Raw genomic sequence first — 17,099 nt, 5'->3', positions numbered from 1 at the left:
CATGAAATGCGCGCCCGCCCCTTTACAGCAAATGCAAATCTTTCGCATGATGTGGCGGTTTCGCGTGCCACGGCGCACGGTCCACCCTTGGTCCAACCACACGACGCAGGAAACCACAATGATTCGAATGCCTCTGGCCTCCGCCAGTCTGCTGGCCATCGCCATCGCCCTCGCCGGTTGCGGCGAAGGCAAGGACGACAAGGCCGCCGCACCGCAAGCCCAGGCACCTGCCGCCGCCAGCACCGCCGCCGCAGCGCCGGGGGCTGTCGATGAAGCGGCCGCCAAGGCCGTGGTCAAGCACTACGCCGACATGGTCCATGCCGTGTACAGCGACTCGCTGAGCACCGCCAAGCAATTGCAGACCGCCGTCGACGCGTTCCTGGCCAAGCCCAACGACCAGACCCTGAAGGCCGCCCGTGATGCCTGGGTCGCCTCGCGCGTGCCGTACCTGCAAAGCGAAGTGTTCCGCTTCGGCAACACCATCATCGACGACTGGGAAGGCCAGGTGAACGCCTGGCCCCTGGACGAAGGCCTGATCGACTACGTCGACAAGAGCTACGAGCACGCCCTGGGCAACCCGGCGGCCAACGCCAACATCATCGCCAACACCGAGATCCAGGTCGGCGAAGACAAGATCGACGTCAAGGACATCACCCCCGAGAAGCTCGCCACCCTCAACGAGCTGGGCGGCTCGGAGGCCAACGTCGCCACCGGCTACCATGCCATCGAGTTCCTGCTCTGGGGCCAGGACCTCAATGGCACAGGCCCAGGCGCGGGCAACCGTCCGGCTTCCGACTACCTGGAAGGCAAAGGTGCCACGGGCGGCCACAACGACCGTCGCCGCGCCTACCTGAAAGCGGTTACCGACCTGCTGGTCAAGGACCTCGAGGAGATGGTCGGCAACTGGGCGCCGAACGTCGCCGACAACTACCGCGCCACCCTCGAGGGCGAGCCGGCCAACGACGGCCTGCGCAAGATGCTGTTCGGCATGGGCAGCCTGTCGCTAGGCGAGCTGGCCGGCGAGCGCATGAAGGTCTCGCTGGAAGCCAACTCGCCGGAAGACGAGCACGACTGCTTCAGCGACAACACCCACTACTCGCACTTCTACGACGCCAAGGGCATCCGCAACGTCTACCTGGGCGAGTACACCCGTGTCGACGGTACCAAGCTGAGCGGCCCGAGCCTGTCGTCGCTGGTGGCCAAGGCCGACCCGGCCACCGACGCCACCCTCAAGGCCGACCTGGAAGCCACCGAGGCCAAGATCCAGGTGATCGTCGACCACGCCCTCAAGGGCGAGCACTACGACCAGCTGATCGCCGCCGACAACGCCGCCGGCAACCAGATCGTGCGTGACGCCATCGCCTCGCTGGTCAAGCAGACCGGCGCGATCGAGCAGGCCGCGGGCAAGCTGGGCATCGACAACCTGAACCCGGATACCGCCGATCACGAGTTCTGATCAGCGTCATGGTTCAGCAGAGGTGGCCTTCGGGCCGCCTTTTTGTTTTCCAGCAACACCACCGCCCCCTTGTAGGAGCGGCCTTGTGCCGCGAAAGGGCTGCAACGCAGCCCCGGCAGTTTCTGCATCAGCTCCGAAATCCCGGGGCCGCTTCGCGGCCCTTTCGCGGCACAAGGCCGCTCCTACCGATAGGCCAACTGACATCGATTTCATTCAGCAATTGCAAATTGCTCTTATTCAAACATCCCTGGCCTGATAAGCTTGCACGCCGGTTTTTCGCCCATGCCCAGGATCCTCGATGTCCTTGCTCCGCCTAAGCCCCCTGCTGCTGGCCTTCGCCCTCGCCGCCTGTGACGACGCTCCGCGTTTCACCCAGGCCGAGCCCGGCGAAGCCCTCTCCGGCGGCAAGGCCACGGTGCAACGCAGCGACCGCAACGCCTATTCGCTGCCCTCGGCCAACCTCACACCCGAGCGGCGCCTGGATTTCGCCGTGGGCAACAGCTTCTTTCGCAACCCCTGGGTGATTGCACCGTCCACCACCACCGCCCGCGATGGCCTCGGCCCGTTGTTCAACACCAACGCCTGCCAGAACTGCCATGTGCGTGACGGTCGCGGCCATCCGCCGGAGCCGGACGACAGCAACGCGGTGTCGATGCTGGTGCGCCTGTCGATCCCCGACCAGCCCTATTACGCCCGCGAGATCGAGCGCCTGGGCGTGGTCCCCGAGCCGGTCTACGGCACCCAGCTGCAGGACATGGCCATCCCCGGCGTGGCCCCGGAAGGCAAGGTGCGGGTGGGCTACGACAACCACAGCGTCACCTTCAAGGACGGCCACCAGGTCGAACTGCGCCGCCCGACCCTGCAGATCACCCAGCTCGGCTACGGCCCGCTGCACCCGGACACCCGCTTCTCGGCCCGGGTCGCCCCGCCGATGATCGGCCTGGGCCTGCTCGAAGCCATCCCCGAAGCCGACCTGCTGGCCAACGAGGACCCGGATGACCTCAACCGCGACGGTATCCGCGGCCGCGCCAACCGGGTGTGGGACGACGCCCAGGGCAAGACCGTGGTCGGCCGCTTCGGCTGGAAGGCCGGGCAGCCCAACGTCAACCAGCAGAACGTGCACGCCTTCGCCGGCGACATGGGCCTGACCACCACCCTGCTGCCAAAGGACGACTGCACGGCGGCGCAGGTCGATTGCCTGGCCGCGCCCAACGGCGACGGCCAGGGCGGCGAGAAGGAAGTCAGCGACAACATCCTGCGCCTGGTCACCTTCTACACCCGCAACCTCGCCGTGCCGGCCCGGCGCAACGTCGATGCGCCGCAGGTGCTGGCGGGCAAGAACCTGTTCTACCAGGCCGGCTGCCAGGGCTGCCACACGCCACAGTTCACCACTGCCGCCGATGCGGCCGAGCCGGAACTGGCCGGCCAGGTGATCCGCCCCTACAGCGACCTGCTACTGCACGACATGGGCCCGGGCCTTAGCGACGAGCGCACCGAGTTCGCCGCCAACGGCCAGGACTGGCGCACCCCGCCATTGTGGGGCATCGGCCTGAGCGAAACCGTCAGCGGCCACAGCCAGTTCCTCCACGACGGCCGCGCCCGCAATCTGCTCGAAGCCGTGCTCTGGCACGGTGGCGAGGCCCAGGCGGCGCGCGATCACGTACTGACCTTCAATGCCGAGCAGCGCGCCGCGCTGCTGGCGTTCCTGAATTCCCTTTAAACCGCACAAGGAGCCGGGCATGTTCCGACCCAAACTGTTGTTCACCAGCCTCGCCGCACTCGCCCTCGGCGCCTGTTCGCCGCAAGACCCGCAGGCGGTGACCTCCGCGGCCATCGCCAAACAGGTGATCCTGCCGACCTACAGCCGCTGGGTCGAGGCCGACCGGCAGCTGGCCGCCAGCGCCCTGGCCTACTGCGAAGGCAAACAGTCCCTGGAGACCGCCCGCGCCGACTTCCTCAACGCGCAGAAGGCCTGGGCCGAGCTGCAGCCATTGCTGGTCGGCCCGCTGGCCGAGGGCAACCGCCCCTGGCAGGTGCAGTTCTGGCCGGACAAGAAGAACCTGGTCGGTCGCCAGGTCGAGCAACTGGTCAGCGGCGAGCAGCCTGTCACCACCGAGTCGCTGGGCAAGGCCAGCGTCGTGGTGCGTGGCCTGTCGGCCTACGAATACATCCTGTTCGACAGCAAGCCGGACATCGCCAGCGCCGAGCAGAAAGCTCGCTACTGCCCACTGCTGGTGGCCATCGGCGAACACCAGAAGGCCCTCGCCGAGGAAATCCTCAAGGGCTGGAACAGCACCGACGGCATGCTGTCGCAGATGACCAAGTTCCCCAACCAGCGCTACGCCGATTCCCACGAGGCGATCGCCGACCTGCTGCGTGCCCAGGTCACCGCCCTGGATACCCTGAAGAAGAAGCTCGGCGCACCGATGGGCCGGCAGAGCAAGGGCATCGCGCAGCCGCTGCAGGCCGAAGCCTGGCGCAGCCACTCTTCGATCAAGAGCCTGGAAGCCTCGCTCAAAGCCGCCCAGACGGTCTGGGTCGGGGTCGACAACCAGGGCCTGCGCGGCCTGCTGGGCAAGGACCAGACGGCACTGGCGCAAAAGATCGACGACGCCTACGCTGCGGCGATCAAACTGCTGGCCGACAACCAGAAGACCCTGGGCGAGCTGCTTGCCGACGACGCCGGCAAGCAGACCCTCAACCAGATCTACGACGCGCTCAACGTCGTCCACCGCCTGCACGAGGGCGAGCTGGCCAAGGCGTTGAACATCCAGCTGGGCTTCAATGCCAACGACGGTGACTGATCATGCTGCGACGCCAGGCCCTGAAACTCGGTAGCGTGTTGCTCAGCGCCCTGACCCTGGGCGGCTGGAGCCTGTTCCGCGGCAAAGGCAGCGAACCGTTGCTGCTGTCGGCGCGCGACGACGGCGACGGCAAGCACTACGCCGTGGGCTTTCGCCTGGACGGCACCGAGGTGTTCAGCACCCAGGTGGCCCAGCGTTGCCATGCGATCATCAACCACCCGACGCTGCCGATCGCCTTGTTCGTCGCGCGCCGCCCCGGTACCGAGAGCTACCTGGTCGACCTGCATGACGGCCGGCTGCTGCAGACCCTCGCCTCGCAACCGCAGCGGCATTTCTACGGCCATGCGGTGATCCACAAGGACGGTGAGTGGCTGTACACCACCGAGAACGACACCAGCGACCCCGGTCGCGGCGTACTGGGCGTCTACCGTTTCGAAGGCGAACGCCTGGTGCACAGCGGCGAGCTTTCCACCCACGGCATCGGCCCCCACGAAGTGGCCTGGCTGCCCGATGGCGAGACCCTGGTGGTGGCCAACGGCGGTATCCGCACCGAGGCCGAGAGCCGGGTAGAGATGAACCTCGACGCCATGCAGCCGAGCCTGGTGCTGATGCAGCGCGACGGCACCCTGCTGAGCAAGGAGACCCTGGCCCAGCAGATGAACAGCGTGCGCCACCTGGCGGTGGGCGACGATGGCACCATCGCCGCCTGCCAGCAGTTCATGGGTGGCGCCGAGGAGACCGCCGAGCTGCTGGCGATCAAGCGTCCGGGCGAGCCGTTCAAGGCCTTCCCGGTGCCGGAGCGCCAGCTGCAGTCGATGGCCCAGTACACTGCCAGCGTCGCGATTCACAGCGACCTGCGTCTGGTGGCACTGACCGCGCCACGGGCCAATCGCCTGTTCATCTGGGACCTGGACAGCGGCGCGGTGAAGCTCGACGCGCCGATGCCAGATTGCGCCGGGGTCGGGGCGGTGAAGGATGGCTTCGTCGTTACCTCCGGGCAGGGGCGTTGCCGGTTCTACGATTGCCGCAAGGCAGAGCTGATCGGCCAGCCGATGAACCTGCCTTCAGGCTTCTGGGATAACCACCTGCACCTGGTCTGATTTGTCGTAAAAGCTATCGCGGGGCAAGCCCGCTCCCACGGCCTGACGTGGGAGCGGGCTTGCCCCGCGATTTGGCCGGCACAAGTTTATCCCTCCTCTTTTCGCAAAAACCGACAATACTTTCCCCCACTGCACGTGGGCCGGATCGCCCGTGGTCGTGCCCGACAAATAGATAACCCACATCCAGGGAACCGGACCATGTTGCGCCGCCGCATGCTGATCATGTTGGCCGTCGTCCTGCTGATCGTGTTGATCCTGGGGGGCATCAAGGCCTTTTCCATCTACCAGCAGGTGCAGATGTTCTCGCAGCCCCGGCCGCCGGTGAGCGTGGCCGCGGCCCAGGCCGAGCTGCGCCAGTGGCAGGAGCGCCTGCCGGCGGTCGGCAGCCTCAAGGCCTATCAGGGCGTGGAGCTGAGCCTGGAAGTCGCCGGCACGGTGAAGTCGCTGCACTTCGAGTCCGGGCAACAGGTGAAGGCCGGCCAGTTGTTGCTGCAACTGGACAGCGACCAGGAAACCGCCCTGCTCGGCACCGCCCAGGCCGACCTGGGGCTGGCCAAGGTCGACTTTGGCCGAGGCAGCCAGCTGGTCGGTGATTCGGCCATCTCCCGCGGCGAGTTCGACCGCCTGACCACCCAGTACCGGCGCAACCAGGCGGTGGTCGAACAACTCAAGGCCTCGCTGGCGAAAAAGAGCATCAGCGCCCCGTTCAGCGGCACCATCGGCATCCGCCAGGTGGATGTCGGCGCCTACCTGGCCAGCGGCACGGTGATCGCCACCCTGCAGGACCTGTCCAGCCTCTATGTCGACTTCAATGTGCCCGAGCAGGCGCTGCCGCACCTGAGCCTCGGCCAGCGGGTGCTGGCACAGGTGGCCGCCTACCCCGACCAGACCTTCCCCGCCAGCCTCAGCGCGATCAACCCCAAGGTCGAGGAAAGCACCCGCAACCTGCTGGTCCGCGCCACCCTGGCCAACCCCGAGGGCAAGCTGCTGCCGGGCATGTTCGCCAGCCTGCAAGTACTGTTGCCCGACCCGCAGCCGCTGGTGGTGGTGCCGGAGAACGCCATCACCTACACCCTCTACGGCAACTCGGTGTACCGGGTCAGCGAGAAAAAGGGCGAGGACGGCCAGCCCCAGCGCGACGCCAACAGCCAGCCGCAATTGATCGCCGAGCAGCTCACCGTACAGACCGGCGAGCGTCGCGAGGGCTGGGTCGTGGTGCTCAAGGGGCTGCAGGCCGGCGATCAGGTGGTCACCGCCGGCCAGCTCAAGCTGACGCCCGGCGCGGCGATCCGCATCAGCGCCGACAGCGCCCTCAAGCCCGCCGCGCCCGGCGCGAAGTGAACGGGAGGCGGCCATGGCGTTCACCGACCCGTTCATCCGCCGCCCGGTGTTGGCTTGCGTGGTCAGCCTGCTGATCCTGCTGCTCGGCCTGCAGGCCTGGAGCAAGCTGCAGATCCGCCAGTACCCGCAGATGGAAAACGCCCTGATCACCGTGACCACCGCCTACCCCGGGGCCAATGCCGAGACCATCCAGGGCTACATCACCCAGCCCTTGCAGCAGAGCCTGGCCAGCGCCGACGGCATCGACTACATGACCTCGGTGAGTCGGCAGAACTTCTCGATCATTTCGGTCTATGCGCGGATCGGCGCCGACACCGACCGCCTGTTCACCCAGTTGCTGGCCAAGGCCAACGAGGTGCGCAACAAGCTGCCCCAGGACTCCGAGGACCCGGTGCTGAGCAAGGAAGCCGCCGATGCCTCGGCGCTGATGTACATCAGCTTCTACAGCAACGAGATGAGCAACCCGCAGATCACCGACTATCTGTCCAGGGTCATCCAGCCCAAGCTGGCCACCCTGCCAGGCATGGCCGAGGCCGAGATCCTCGGCAACCAGGTGTTCGCCATGCGCATCTGGATCGACCCGGTGAAGCTGGCCGGCTTCGGCCTGTCGGCAGTGGACGTTACCAACGCCGTACGCCGCTACAACTTCCTCTCCGCCGCCGGCGAGGTGAAGGGCGAGTACGTGGTCACCAGCATCAACGCCACCACCGAGCTGAAATCGGCCGAGGCCTTCGCCGCCCTGCCGGTCAAGACCAGCGGCGACAGCCGGGTTCTGCTGGGCGACGTGGCACGGGTGGAAATGGGCGCGGAAAACTACGACACGGTCAGTTCGTTCGACGGCACGCCATCGGTGTACATCGGCATCAAGGCCACGCCGGCGGCCAACCCGCTGGAGGTGATCAAGGAGGTGCGGCGGATCATGCCGCAACTGGAAGAGGAGCTGCCTTCGAGCCTCAAGGTATCCATCGCCTACGACGCCACCCTGTTCATCCAGGCCTCCATCGACGAGGTGATCAAGACCCTCGGCGAAGCGGTGCTGATCGTCATCGTCGTGGTGTTCCTGTTCCTCGGCGCCCTGCGCTCGGTGGTGATCCCGGTGGTGACCATCCCGCTGTCGATGATCGGCGTGCTGTTCTTCATGCAGATGATGGGCTACTCCCTGAACCTGCTGACGCTGCTGGCCATGGTGCTGGCCATCGGCCTGGTGGTGGACGACGCGATCGTGGTGGTGGAAAACATTCACCGTCATATCGAGGAGGGCAAGACGCCCTTCGACGCGGCCCTGGAAGGTGCCCGCGAAATCGCCCTGCCGGTGGTGTCTATGACCATCACCCTGGCCGCGGTGTACGCACCCATCGGCTTTCTCACCGGGCTGACCGGTGCCTTGTTCAAGGAGTTCGCCCTGACCCTGGCCGGGGCGGTGGTCATTTCCGGCATCGTCGCCCTCACCCTGTCGCCGATGATGTGCGCCCTGCTGCTGCGTCACGAGCAGAACCCCAGTGGCCTGGCGCACCGCCTGGACCTGATCTTCGACGCGCTCAAGGTACGCTACCAGCGCCTGCTGCACGGCACCCTGAACAGCCGCCCGGTGGTGCTGGTATTCGCCGTGCTGATCCTGTGCCTGATCCCGGTATTGCTGATGTTCACCCGCAACGAACTGGCGCCGGAGGAGGACCAGGGGGTGATCTTCATGATGAGCAGCTCGCCGCAGACCGCCAACCTGGACTACCTCAACGCCTACACTGACCAGTTCACGCCGATCTTCAAGCGCTTCCCCGAGTACTATTCGTCGTTCCAGATCAACGGTTTCAACGGTGTGCAGAGCGGGATCGGTGGCTTCCTGCTCAAGCCCTGGAACGAGCGCGAGCGCACGCAGATGCAGCTGTTGCCGCTGGTGCAGGCCGAGCTTGAGCAGATCGGCGGGCTGCAGATCTTCGGCTTCAACCTGCCGTCGCTGCCCGGCACTGGCGAGGGTCTGCCGTTCCAGCTGGTGATCAACACCGCCGGTGACTACCCGGCCCTGCTGGAGGTGGCCCAGAAGGTCAAGGAGCGCGCCCAGGCGTCGGGCAAGTTCGCCTTCCTCGACATCGACCTGGCCTTCGACAAGCCCGAGGTGGTGATCGACATCGACCGTGCCAAGGCGGCGCAGATGGGTGTGTCGATGGACACCCTGGGCAGCACCCTGGCGACCTTGCTGGGCGAGGCCGAGATCAACCGCTTCACCCTGGAGGGCCGCAGCTACAAGGTCATCGCCCAGGTCGAACGCCCGTACCGGGCCAACCCTGGCTGGCTGAACAACTACTACGTGAAGAACGAGCAGGGGCAATTGCTGCCGCTCGCGACCCTGATCACCCTCAGCGACCGCGCCCGGCCGCGCCAGCTCAACCAGTTCCAGCAGTTGAACTCGGCGATCATCCAGGGCGTGCCGCTGGTGAGCATGGGCGAGGCGCTGGAGACCGTGCGCGCCATCGCCCGCGAGGAGGCGCCCGAGGGGTTCTCGCTGGACTATGCCGGGACGGCGCGGCAGTTCGTCCAGGAAGGCAGCGCGTTGTGGGTGACCTTCGGCCTGGCGCTGGCGATCATCTTTCTGGTGCTGGCGGCGCAGTTCGAGAGTTTTCGGGATCCGCTGGTGATTCTGGTGACGGTGCCGTTGTCGATCTGCGGGGCGTTGTTGCCGTTGTTCCTGGGGGTTTCGAGCATGAACATCTATACCCAGGTGGGTTTGGTGACCCTGATCGGGCTGATCACCAAGCATGGGATTCTCATTGTCGAGTTTGCCAATCAGCTACGGGATGAGCGGGGGCTTGGAGTACGTGAGGCGATCGAGGAGGCTGCCGCGATTCGCCTGCGGCCGGTGCTGATGACCACGGCGGCCATGGTGTTTGGCATGGTGCCCCTGATTTTGGCCTCTGGGGCCGGGGCGGTGAGTCGGTTTGATATCGGGATGGTGATTGCTACCGGGATGTCGGTTGGGACGTTGTTTACGTTGTTTGTTTTGCCTTGTATTTATAGTGTTTTGGCGCATAAGGGAGGGGGTGGTGTTCGTGGGTGATTGTTTTGGTTTTGTATGCGCATTCGTAGACGATATCGACATTTAGTCACCTTTTCGCCTTTACGGCGACCTACTTTTCTCTAGGGAAAAGTAGGCAAAACCGTTCCGCTCCGTTCATCCGGCCCCTACGCTGCGCTCCGGGGTCCCCTCGCTCCGTTCTTGCTCCCGGGAGGACCGCGCTGAACGCCCCATCCTGGGGCGCAGCGCTTGACGGGCATCCATGCCCGTCACCTCCCTCCGCAAGAACTCCGCTCGGCCTCCTGAAGTCGCAATTGGTGTTGCCTGAGCTATCGCGCGCTTAGAAGCAAGAGCAAGAGCAAGAGCACCGAGCAAGAGCAAGAGCAAGAGCAAGAGCAAGAAACGCGAAGTTATTTGTTTGAGCATTAGTTATGCATTGGCTGTTCCGGCCCTTTCGCGGGGCAAGCTGAACTGGTCAAGTAATTTTGGACACCGGTTAAGGTTCATGCCGCTGCCTTGAGCTTTTCCTCCATGGCTACTGGCGTTTCATAGCCGTTGTAGCTGTGGAGGCGCTTGAGGTTGTAGCGCATCAGATAAGCCTGGATATCCACTCGTGCCTGCGCTTCGGTCTCGTAACCCTCTGCCGGCACCCATTCTGATTTCAATGCTCCGAAGAATCGCTCCATGGCAGCGTTATCCCAGCATTGGCCTCGATGGCTCATGCTCTGGTTCAAGTTGTACTCATCGAGCGCGGCTCTGAATTTATGGCTGGTGTACTGACAGCCCTGGTCTGAATGAAACATTACGCCCGCCGGCCTACCCCGCGATTCAGCGGCCATGCGCAGGGCGTTACAAGCTAAGTTGGCATCTGCAATCATCGAGAATGCCCAACCCACTACGCGACGGGCATAGAGGTCAATCACGGCGGCTAGGTACAGCCAGCGCCTGCCAACCTGGATATAGGTCACATCGCCACACCAAACCTCATTGATCGCCGAAACCTTGAAATTGCGCTTCAGCTGATTCTCGGCGATCAACGCTTCTGCCCCTGATGACCGATAGCGGTGCGGCCTGCGCTGTTTGCACTTCAGGCCAGCTTCACGCATTAGCGCACGCACCTTGTATCGTCCTATTTCATGGCCTTCGTGCCGCAATTCCTGCGCCAGGGTTCGCGAGCCAGAAGCACTTCGCGATGCGTTGAAGTGCTTGATTACCAGCAGGCGTAGCGCATCTCTGGCCGGGTTTTCACGTCCTTGCCGTTTGCGCCACGCATAGAAACTGCTGCGCTTAACCCCAAGCACGCGGCAGCAGTCGACAACAGGGTATTGCTCACTCAGCTCGTTGATCAGCGAGAACGATCTTTGGAGTCCCGAAGCAGGAGAGCACTGGCCTTTTTTAGGATTTCGATATCCCGATCCTTTTGCCGAACCAGCGCTTCGAGTTCTTCAATTCGTTGCTGCTCGGGTGTGATCGCTTTGGCTCCAGCAGGTACCTTACCGGCTCTCTCTTCACGCACCTGATCAACCCAGCGGCGAAGCGCGGTAGGGCCCAGCCCAAGGGCGGCACAGACCTCAGGAACTGACTGCCCACCGTCCAGCACCATTTCGGCAGCTTGGACTTTGTATTCTCTTGAATAAGATTTACGCACTGATTTTGCCTCCAATTGGGCGCCATCATAGCGCCCGATGAAGGTGTCCAAAATCATTAGGCCAGTTCAAGCCCGCTCCTACAGGGATTTATATAACGGCGACTGTCGTGTAGGAGCGGGCTTGCCCCGCGATACGATCGAGAGATTAACTAAACTTTCAACTAGCGACAGCTGCGCCACCCCAGGCGCCGCCCGTAACTTGCGCGACTTCAGGAGGCCGAACGCAGGTCTTGCGGAGGGAGGTGACGGGCATGGATGCCCGTCAAGCGCTGGGGCCCAGGATGGGCCCTGCAGCGCGGTCCTCCCGGGAGCAAGGCCGGAGTGAGGGAACCCGGAGCGAAGCGTAGGGCCGGATGAATGGAGCGCAGCGGCTTTGGTTACTTTGGCCAAGATGTAGAGACCGGACACATCGCTGACACATGTGCGCAGACATGGTTGACACATTATGGTCCGTAATCAGGTTTATTCACGTCGATGGTGCGCAGGCGTTGATGGCAGAAATAGACATCGAACATGTCCCCACCGTCTCGCCCAGGGCGTATCGCTATGGTCTGCCCGACCAACCCTTTTGCGATGCTGAAATAGCGTTTCTGGAAGCGGAAGCGACTGTGATAAACCTTGGCCAGGATATCGTCTGGCCCATATTCAAATTCCTCAAGCTGGTTGGGGTAGGCCCACGGGCTGGGGTGATATCTGGCCATCGGCACTTGATACCCCAAAGCCTGATGAGGGCGCTGTAAGTTGTAAATTTCCCGCCATCGGTCAAACGCCATCTGGGCTTGCATCAAGGTCGAGAACTGCCGCCCATCGAGTACTTCAGCCTTCAAGGAGCGGTGGAAACGCTCAATTTTGCCATTCGTTTGAGGGTGATATGGGCGACTGAAACTTATCTGTATCCCTAGTCGAATCAACCAGATACTCAGTTCTGTAACCTCTCCAGGATTACGCGGTGAGCCCCAGGGAGCACCATTATCGACGTTGATTCGGACCGGTAGGCCGTAGCGCTGGAAGACCTCAGTCATCTTCTCCTTGACCGTCGTTCCTCGCTCGTTATCGCAAGCGTGAATAGCCAAATTGAAGCGGGAGTGGTCGTCAAGAATGGTCAGCGGATGACACCGGCCTTGCTGCAGGGCGAAGTGCCCTTTGAAGTCCATCTGCCAGAGATCGTTGGGTGCATCGTGCTCAAACCTAAGCCGCGCCTCTCGCGCCTTCTCAGGGCTCTGGATCAGTTCATGGCGGTGCAACACGTTGGTGACGGTGCTGGGGGCAATACGCTTGCTCAGCAGGCTGCTGATTGTTCGTCCGCCCCAGGCCGGGTGCTCCTGTCGAAGTGCAACGACTTCTGCTTCCAACGCAGCCTCGGTCAAGCGAGGGCTACTAGCCGGCCTCCGAGATCGTTCCTGTAGAGCGGCCGAGCCACCTTGTTCAAAACGGCGCAGCCACTTGTATCCGGTTTGAGGACTGATGCTGAAACGTCGGCATAACTCTCGAATATTGGCATCCGGTTGTCTCGCCAGGGATACGAACTCTTCTTTCAGGCTCATGGCGTTTCTCACGTTCCAAGGCATGGCGAAAATCCTGGCAAAGGGGGCTGCCAGGAAGTGTCAACCATGTCTCCGTACACGTGTCCACCATGTGTCCGGTCTCTACACCAAGACCAAAGTAACCCGCCGTAAGGGCGGAAAGGTGAATAAGCGTCGACATCGCAAATGAATGCGCATACAACTTCAAAAACAAACACCAACCAACCAACCAACCAACCAACCAACCAACTATAAAACCCAAATAAACAAACGCCAGAGATTCATAAATAAACCCCTGGCGCAAAAACACAAAACCCACGTCAACCAAACGGCCGTAACCCCTGCCTCATCCCAAACAAGAACAACAGAAGATCATGATCCGGCTCAGCCCGCCCCTGCTCCACCTTGGCCACCCGTGGCAACGGACACACCCCACCGACCTCAGCCTTGCTGAACACCGTAGGCCGCGGCTGTTCCCAGGCCGCCGCCGCCGCCGTGGTCACCGCCAACGCCGCGACCAGGAACAAAGCTCGAGCGATTTCTAGTTTCATTGCTCTAAACCTTTGACCGCGCTGCCAAACGCCATTTGGTAAAAATAGAGCAAGGTCTGCCATTCCGCCTCGTTGAACGACGAGTGGCGGCGCAACTGCCGCAGGTCGTTATAGGCCGCCCGCTGGCAACTGATCCGCCGCCGGCACTTCTCCAGGTCCAGCAACGCCACTTCCACCCGCGCCTGTTCACCCTCGCCCAGCACCTTGACGAACACATGCTTGCCGTACAGGCAGCCATGCTGCCAATGCCCCAGGTGCATGCGCGCCAGGTTGTCGGCCAGATCCTTGAGCATGCGCTCGTGCACCGCCTGCGGGTAATGCTCGCGGGCCCCGGCGGCATGCCAGGCATCAAGGTCGACGAAACCATCGAGCGCCTCGCTGACCAGCAAGGCCCGCCACTGATGATCCGCGTCCCGCTCGGCCCCGGCATAGACAATCCGCGGTACCCGCACACCCAGTTGCTCGAAACTGTTCAGCGCATCGAGTTCGCGCAGCACCGTGGGGCGCCCGAACGGATGCAGCAGGCTGCGGTAGATGTGCCCGACCTGGCGTTTGGCATACAGCAGATGCCCATCACCGTCGCTCAGGCGCTGCACGCCACTCTCGCCGCCACGCCGCTGGTTGGGCTCCTCGACCCACTCCCCCTGCTGCTGCCAGTAGTAATCGAACTGCCTGGACTGATTCTGGGCTACCGCCATCACTCATTACCCCTTGCGCAATACGTACACTCGCCACATGGCATAGAACGGCAGGAAGTCGAGTCGTTCCTGAATTCTGAATCCCGCTGACACAAATTCTTCTTCAACTGTAGCCGCCGGTAACACGAAGCGGTTCTGATAGCTGTCCTGCGCGGCCCGGGCACTGCGCCTGGCTTCGAGCTTGCGGCGGCGCCAGGCCTTGAAATTGCCATCGACCCACAGTGAAAGGATCACGCTGTCGCGGCTAACCCGTTGAAACTCCGAAAGAATCGTCTTTCGATGAGCCGGATCACCGATATGGTGAAACAGGCGCATGCAAAAGATGCTGTCGACCGCGTTGTCCGGCAGGTCGATAGCGAACGCGGAAGTCTGCAAGGGACGTACCCGCGCAACCACCTCTGGCGGTTGTGACGCACAGGCTGTCTCGATCATCGCCGCCGAATTGTCGGCACCGATGATCACGCGGTTGGCCTTTTCCGCCAGCAGCGGCCAGAACCGCCCGGCACCGCAGGGCAGGTCGAGCACCAGGCCAGGCTCACCGGCCAGCGCCAGGGCGCGGCGGGCCAGTTGCTCGTCACGCTGGTGGGAAAGGCGTCGAGCCAGGCCATCCTGATGCTTGAGGAAGTATTCCCGGGCGTGGTTGCGGTCGTACTTGTCCGAGAATTCGAGTTTGATGGGGCTACGCATTGGACATCTCCTGACTCCAGTGCGCTCACCTTAGGCAGGCAAGCGTTGGAATCAGGTCATGTCCGTGTGAAAAATCTGTCAGCGACCAATGCAGGTGTTACAGGACGTTAATCAGGATCCAATAGCCCATCCCGGCCTTCACCGTCCTGCACCACTTTCGTGCCCTGGCTCAGGTCGACCTGGAAGCGACAGCCATGGGGAAGCGTCGCGGTCAGGGTAACGCGCCAGCCCTGGTCGTCACAGATGCGTTGCACCAGCGACAAGCCCAGGCCCAAGCCCTCGCCACGGCGCTCGTCGCCACGCACGAACGGCCGGAACATCGCCTCGCGCTGCTCCTCCGGAATCCCCACGCCACTGTCCTCGACACTGAAGCCATTGGCCTCCAGGCTAAGGCGAATGTAACCGCTGTCGGTGTAGTGCGCCGCATTGCGCAGCAGGTTACCCATCACCGACTGCAGGAACGTGGCGTTGTACAGCACCGGGCTGGCACTGACCCGACCATCGTAGTAAAGCGCCAGCCCCTTCTGCTCGATGGTGTCGCGCCATACGCCGATCAGATCGTCGCCCACCTCGCGCAAGCTTGCCCGTGAAGCGACGGCACCTTCATCGCGCTGGGCACGGGCCAGCATCAGGAAGGTCTTCACCAGTTCGCGCATTTCCTCGGTTGCCCGGGCAATACGTTCGACCTGGCTGCGCGCCCGCCCATCGAGGCCGGGGTTTTCCATCAACAGCTCGCACGAGGTCGCCAGGACCATCAACGGTGTGCGCAGCTCATGGCTGACGTCACTGGTGAACAGCCGCTCGCGGGTCAGGGCATCGCGCAGGCGCCCCAGGGTATCGTCGAAGGCAACGGCCAGCTGGCCGACCTCGTCCGCCGCGTAGTCCGGCGCCAACGGCGGCGCCAGCCCCAGCAACTGGTCACGGTGACGCACCTGGCGCGCCAGGCGGATCACCGGCGCCATCACCCTTCGTGCCAGCAACCAGCCGAGGATCACCGCCAGGGCCAGGCTGAGCACGAAGCCGACCACCACCACGGCGAACAGTACCCGTTCACGCTCCTCGAAATCGCTCTGGTCCTGCAACAGCACATAGCGCCGACCGTCGACGATCTCGACCATGGCATGGTACGAGAGCTGGTCGCGAAACACCTCGTGGAAGCCCGCATCCAGGTGACGCAGGTCCTTGGGCAATTCGAAGTCATCGCGCCCGCCGCTGAAATAGAACAGCTGGTCGGGGCGTGGCCGGTGGCTCCAGTCGCTGACGCTGTCCATGCGCAACAGGCGTTGCAGGTCGCCACCAAGCACCGAGGAGATCAAGCGTTCCTCGACCAGGTGCACCGTGGCGACAATGCCAAAGGCAAAGGCCCCGGCCACCAGCGCGCTCATCAGCGCGAAAGCGATGATGATGCGCTGGGCAAGGCTCTGCTTAAACTCCATCGCGGCCCTCGGCGAGGCGATAGCCGACGCCATGAACGGTATGCAGCAGGGGCTTGTCGAACGGTTTGTCGATCACCTGGCGCAACTGGTGGACATGACTGCGCAGGCTGTCGCTGTCCGGGCAGTCGTCGCCCCACAGGGCTTCCTCCAGCACTTCCCGACGCAACACATGGGGGCTCTTCTGCATCAGCACGGCCAGCAGCTTCAAGCCGACCGGGTTGAGCTTGAGCAGGCGCCCCTGGCGGGTCACCTCCAGGGTATCGAGGTCATAGCTCAGGTCGGCGACCTGCAGGGTACGCCGGCCACCGCCCTGGGCGCGACGCAGCACCGCCTCGATACGCGCCGCCAGCTCGGACAGCGCGAACGGCTTGAGCAGGTAGTCGTCCGCACCCGAGCGGAAGCCTTGCAGACGGTCGTCCAGCTGGTCGCGGGCGGTGAGCATGATCACCGGCGTGTCACGACGAGCATCCTCGCGCAGGCGCTTGCACAGCGTGTAGCCATCGATGCCGGGCAACATGATGTCGAGCACGATCAGGTCGTAGTGTTCGGTCGCGGCCAGATGCAGGCCGGACAGGCCATCCTGGGCACAGTCGACGGTGTAGCCCTTCATGCCGAGGTAGTCGGCCAGGTTGGCCAGAATATCGCGGTTGTCTTCAACCAAAAGAATGCGCATCGAGGTCTCCTGTGCGGCGCTTCGCCGGACGCGGCAGGCGCAGCTTACGGCCAATGCCTGCATGGTGCCATGCCCTGGCTAGAAATCACCGAACTTGACAGTTTTTTCACCGATCATTCACGCACACAGGATAGCGGGCACCCGACAATGCACGGTCTTTTCCATCTTCTGG

At 63.2% G+C, this 17,099-nt stretch carries 14 protein-coding genes; 6 read left to right on the top strand and 8 right to left on the bottom strand.

Annotated features, from left to right (window positions below):
• Window positions 1–118 precede the first annotated feature (118 nt).
• The 6 genes from PRtIB026_RS08360 to PRtIB026_RS08335 all read left to right on the top strand — a co-directional run bounded on the left by PRtIB026_RS08360 (window position 119) and on the right by PRtIB026_RS08335 (window position 9,753).
• Window positions 119–1,456, top strand: coding sequence for an imelysin family protein (locus tag PRtIB026_RS08360; protein WP_203647882.1), 1,338 nt, complete (start codon window positions 119–121; stop codon window positions 1,454–1,456).
• A gap of 298 nt (window positions 1,457–1,754) precedes the next feature.
• Complete coding sequence (locus tag PRtIB026_RS08355; RefSeq protein ID WP_203647883.1) at window positions 1,755–3,176, top strand: di-heme oxidoredictase family protein; 1,422 nt, start codon at window positions 1,755–1,757, stop codon at window positions 3,174–3,176.
• 19 nt (window positions 3,177–3,195) lie between these two features.
• Window positions 3,196–4,260 carry an imelysin family protein gene (locus tag PRtIB026_RS08350; protein ID WP_203647884.1) on the top strand — a complete coding sequence of 355 codons (1,065 nt, stop codon included), beginning with the start codon at window positions 3,196–3,198 and terminating at the stop codon, window positions 4,258–4,260.
• A gap of 2 nt (window positions 4,261–4,262) precedes the next feature.
• Window positions 4,263–5,360 carry a DUF1513 domain-containing protein gene (locus PRtIB026_RS08345; protein WP_203647885.1) on the top strand — a complete coding sequence of 366 codons (1,098 nt, stop codon included), beginning with the start codon at window positions 4,263–4,265 and terminating at the stop codon, window positions 5,358–5,360.
• Between the two features lie 198 nt (window positions 5,361–5,558).
• Complete coding sequence (locus PRtIB026_RS08340) at window positions 5,559–6,701, top strand: efflux RND transporter periplasmic adaptor subunit (RefSeq protein ID WP_203647886.1); 1,143 nt, start codon at window positions 5,559–5,561, stop codon at window positions 6,699–6,701.
• A 13-nt stretch (window positions 6,702–6,714) separates the two neighbouring features.
• Window positions 6,715–9,753, top strand: coding sequence for a multidrug efflux RND transporter permease subunit (locus PRtIB026_RS08335; RefSeq protein WP_203647887.1), 3,039 nt, complete (start codon window positions 6,715–6,717; stop codon window positions 9,751–9,753).
• A 461-nt stretch (window positions 9,754–10,214) separates the two neighbouring features.
• Here PRtIB026_RS08335 and PRtIB026_RS08330 read toward each other — a convergent pair whose 3' ends face one another.
• The 8 genes from PRtIB026_RS08330 to colR form a co-directional block, all read right to left on the bottom strand.
• Window positions 10,215–11,048 (bottom strand): IS3 family transposase, encoded by an 834-nt coding sequence (locus tag PRtIB026_RS08330; protein ID WP_232857812.1) that lies wholly within the window; start codon window positions 11,046–11,048, stop codon window positions 10,215–10,217.
• An 8-nt stretch (window positions 11,049–11,056) separates the two neighbouring features.
• Window positions 11,057–11,416 carry a transposase gene (locus PRtIB026_RS08325; RefSeq protein ID WP_075043813.1) on the bottom strand — a complete coding sequence of 120 codons (360 nt, stop codon included), beginning with the start codon at window positions 11,414–11,416 and terminating at the stop codon, window positions 11,057–11,059.
• A gap of 386 nt (window positions 11,417–11,802) precedes the next feature.
• Window positions 11,803–12,927 carry an IS481 family transposase gene (locus PRtIB026_RS08320; RefSeq protein WP_203646997.1) on the bottom strand — a complete coding sequence of 375 codons (1,125 nt, stop codon included), beginning with the start codon at window positions 12,925–12,927 and terminating at the stop codon, window positions 11,803–11,805.
• A gap of 275 nt (window positions 12,928–13,202) precedes the next feature.
• Window positions 13,203–13,433, bottom strand: a complete 231-nt coding sequence (locus PRtIB026_RS08315; protein ID WP_028689699.1) for a hypothetical protein — start codon at window positions 13,431–13,433, stop codon at window positions 13,203–13,205.
• Window positions 13,430–14,131 (bottom strand): lipopolysaccharide kinase InaA family protein, encoded by a 702-nt coding sequence (locus PRtIB026_RS08310; RefSeq protein WP_203647888.1) that lies wholly within the window; start codon window positions 14,129–14,131, stop codon window positions 13,430–13,432. The genes PRtIB026_RS08315 and PRtIB026_RS08310 overlap by 4 nt, the downstream gene beginning before the upstream one ends.
• Before the next feature lie 6 nt (window positions 14,132–14,137).
• A complete protein-coding gene (locus PRtIB026_RS08305; protein WP_050703871.1) occupies window positions 14,138–14,818 on the bottom strand; it encodes a class I SAM-dependent methyltransferase in 681 nt (226 codons plus the stop codon).
• 107 nt (window positions 14,819–14,925) lie between these two features.
• Window positions 14,926–16,254 carry a sensor histidine kinase gene (locus PRtIB026_RS08300; RefSeq protein WP_186731955.1) on the bottom strand — a complete coding sequence of 443 codons (1,329 nt, stop codon included), beginning with the start codon at window positions 16,252–16,254 and terminating at the stop codon, window positions 14,926–14,928.
• A complete protein-coding gene (colR, locus tag PRtIB026_RS08295; RefSeq protein WP_028689695.1) occupies window positions 16,244–16,927 on the bottom strand; it encodes a two-component system response regulator ColR in 684 nt (227 codons plus the stop codon). Before colR ends, PRtIB026_RS08300 begins: the two co-directional genes overlap by 11 nt.
• Window positions 16,928–17,099: the final 172 nt, after the last annotated feature.

The organism is Pseudomonas sp. RtIB026, assembly GCF_016861355.2.
GTDB lineage: Bacteria > Pseudomonadota > Gammaproteobacteria > Pseudomonadales > Pseudomonadaceae > Aquipseudomonas > Aquipseudomonas peradeniyensis.
This window is presented reverse-complemented; position numbering and strand designations above follow the sequence as displayed.

Bases quoted from the DNA above. Each gene is read 5' to 3' on its own strand.
- PRtIB026_RS08305 (WP_050703871.1), bottom strand. From the start codon at position 14,818: ATGCGTAGCCCCATCAAACTCGAATTCTCGGACAAGTACGACCGCAAC.
- PRtIB026_RS08310 (WP_203647888.1), bottom strand. From the start codon at position 14,131: ATGGCGGTAGCCCAGAATCAGTCCAGGCAGTTCGATTACTACTGGCAG.
- PRtIB026_RS08335 (WP_203647887.1), top strand. From the start codon at position 6,715: ATGGCGTTCACCGACCCGTTCATCCGCCGCCCGGTGTTGGCTTGCGTG.
- PRtIB026_RS08300 (WP_186731955.1), bottom strand. From the start codon at position 16,254: ATGGAGTTTAAGCAGAGCCTTGCCCAGCGCATCATCATCGCTTTCGCG.
- PRtIB026_RS08315 (WP_028689699.1), bottom strand. From the start codon at position 13,433: ATGAAACTAGAAATCGCTCGAGCTTTGTTCCTGGTCGCGGCGTTGGCG.
- PRtIB026_RS08325 (WP_075043813.1), bottom strand. From the start codon at position 11,416: ATGATTTTGGACACCTTCATCGGGCGCTATGATGGCGCCCAATTGGAG.
- PRtIB026_RS08355 (WP_203647883.1), top strand. From the start codon at position 1,755: ATGTCCTTGCTCCGCCTAAGCCCCCTGCTGCTGGCCTTCGCCCTCGCC.
- PRtIB026_RS08345 (WP_203647885.1), top strand. From the start codon at position 4,263: ATGCTGCGACGCCAGGCCCTGAAACTCGGTAGCGTGTTGCTCAGCGCC.
- PRtIB026_RS08360 (WP_203647882.1), top strand. From the start codon at position 119: ATGATTCGAATGCCTCTGGCCTCCGCCAGTCTGCTGGCCATCGCCATC.
- PRtIB026_RS08350 (WP_203647884.1), top strand. From the start codon at position 3,196: ATGTTCCGACCCAAACTGTTGTTCACCAGCCTCGCCGCACTCGCCCTC.
- colR (WP_028689695.1), bottom strand. From the start codon at position 16,927: ATGCGCATTCTTTTGGTTGAAGACAACCGCGATATTCTGGCCAACCTG.
- PRtIB026_RS08340 (WP_203647886.1), top strand. From the start codon at position 5,559: ATGTTGCGCCGCCGCATGCTGATCATGTTGGCCGTCGTCCTGCTGATC.
- PRtIB026_RS08320 (WP_203646997.1), bottom strand. From the start codon at position 12,927: ATGCCTTGGAACGTGAGAAACGCCATGAGCCTGAAAGAAGAGTTCGTA.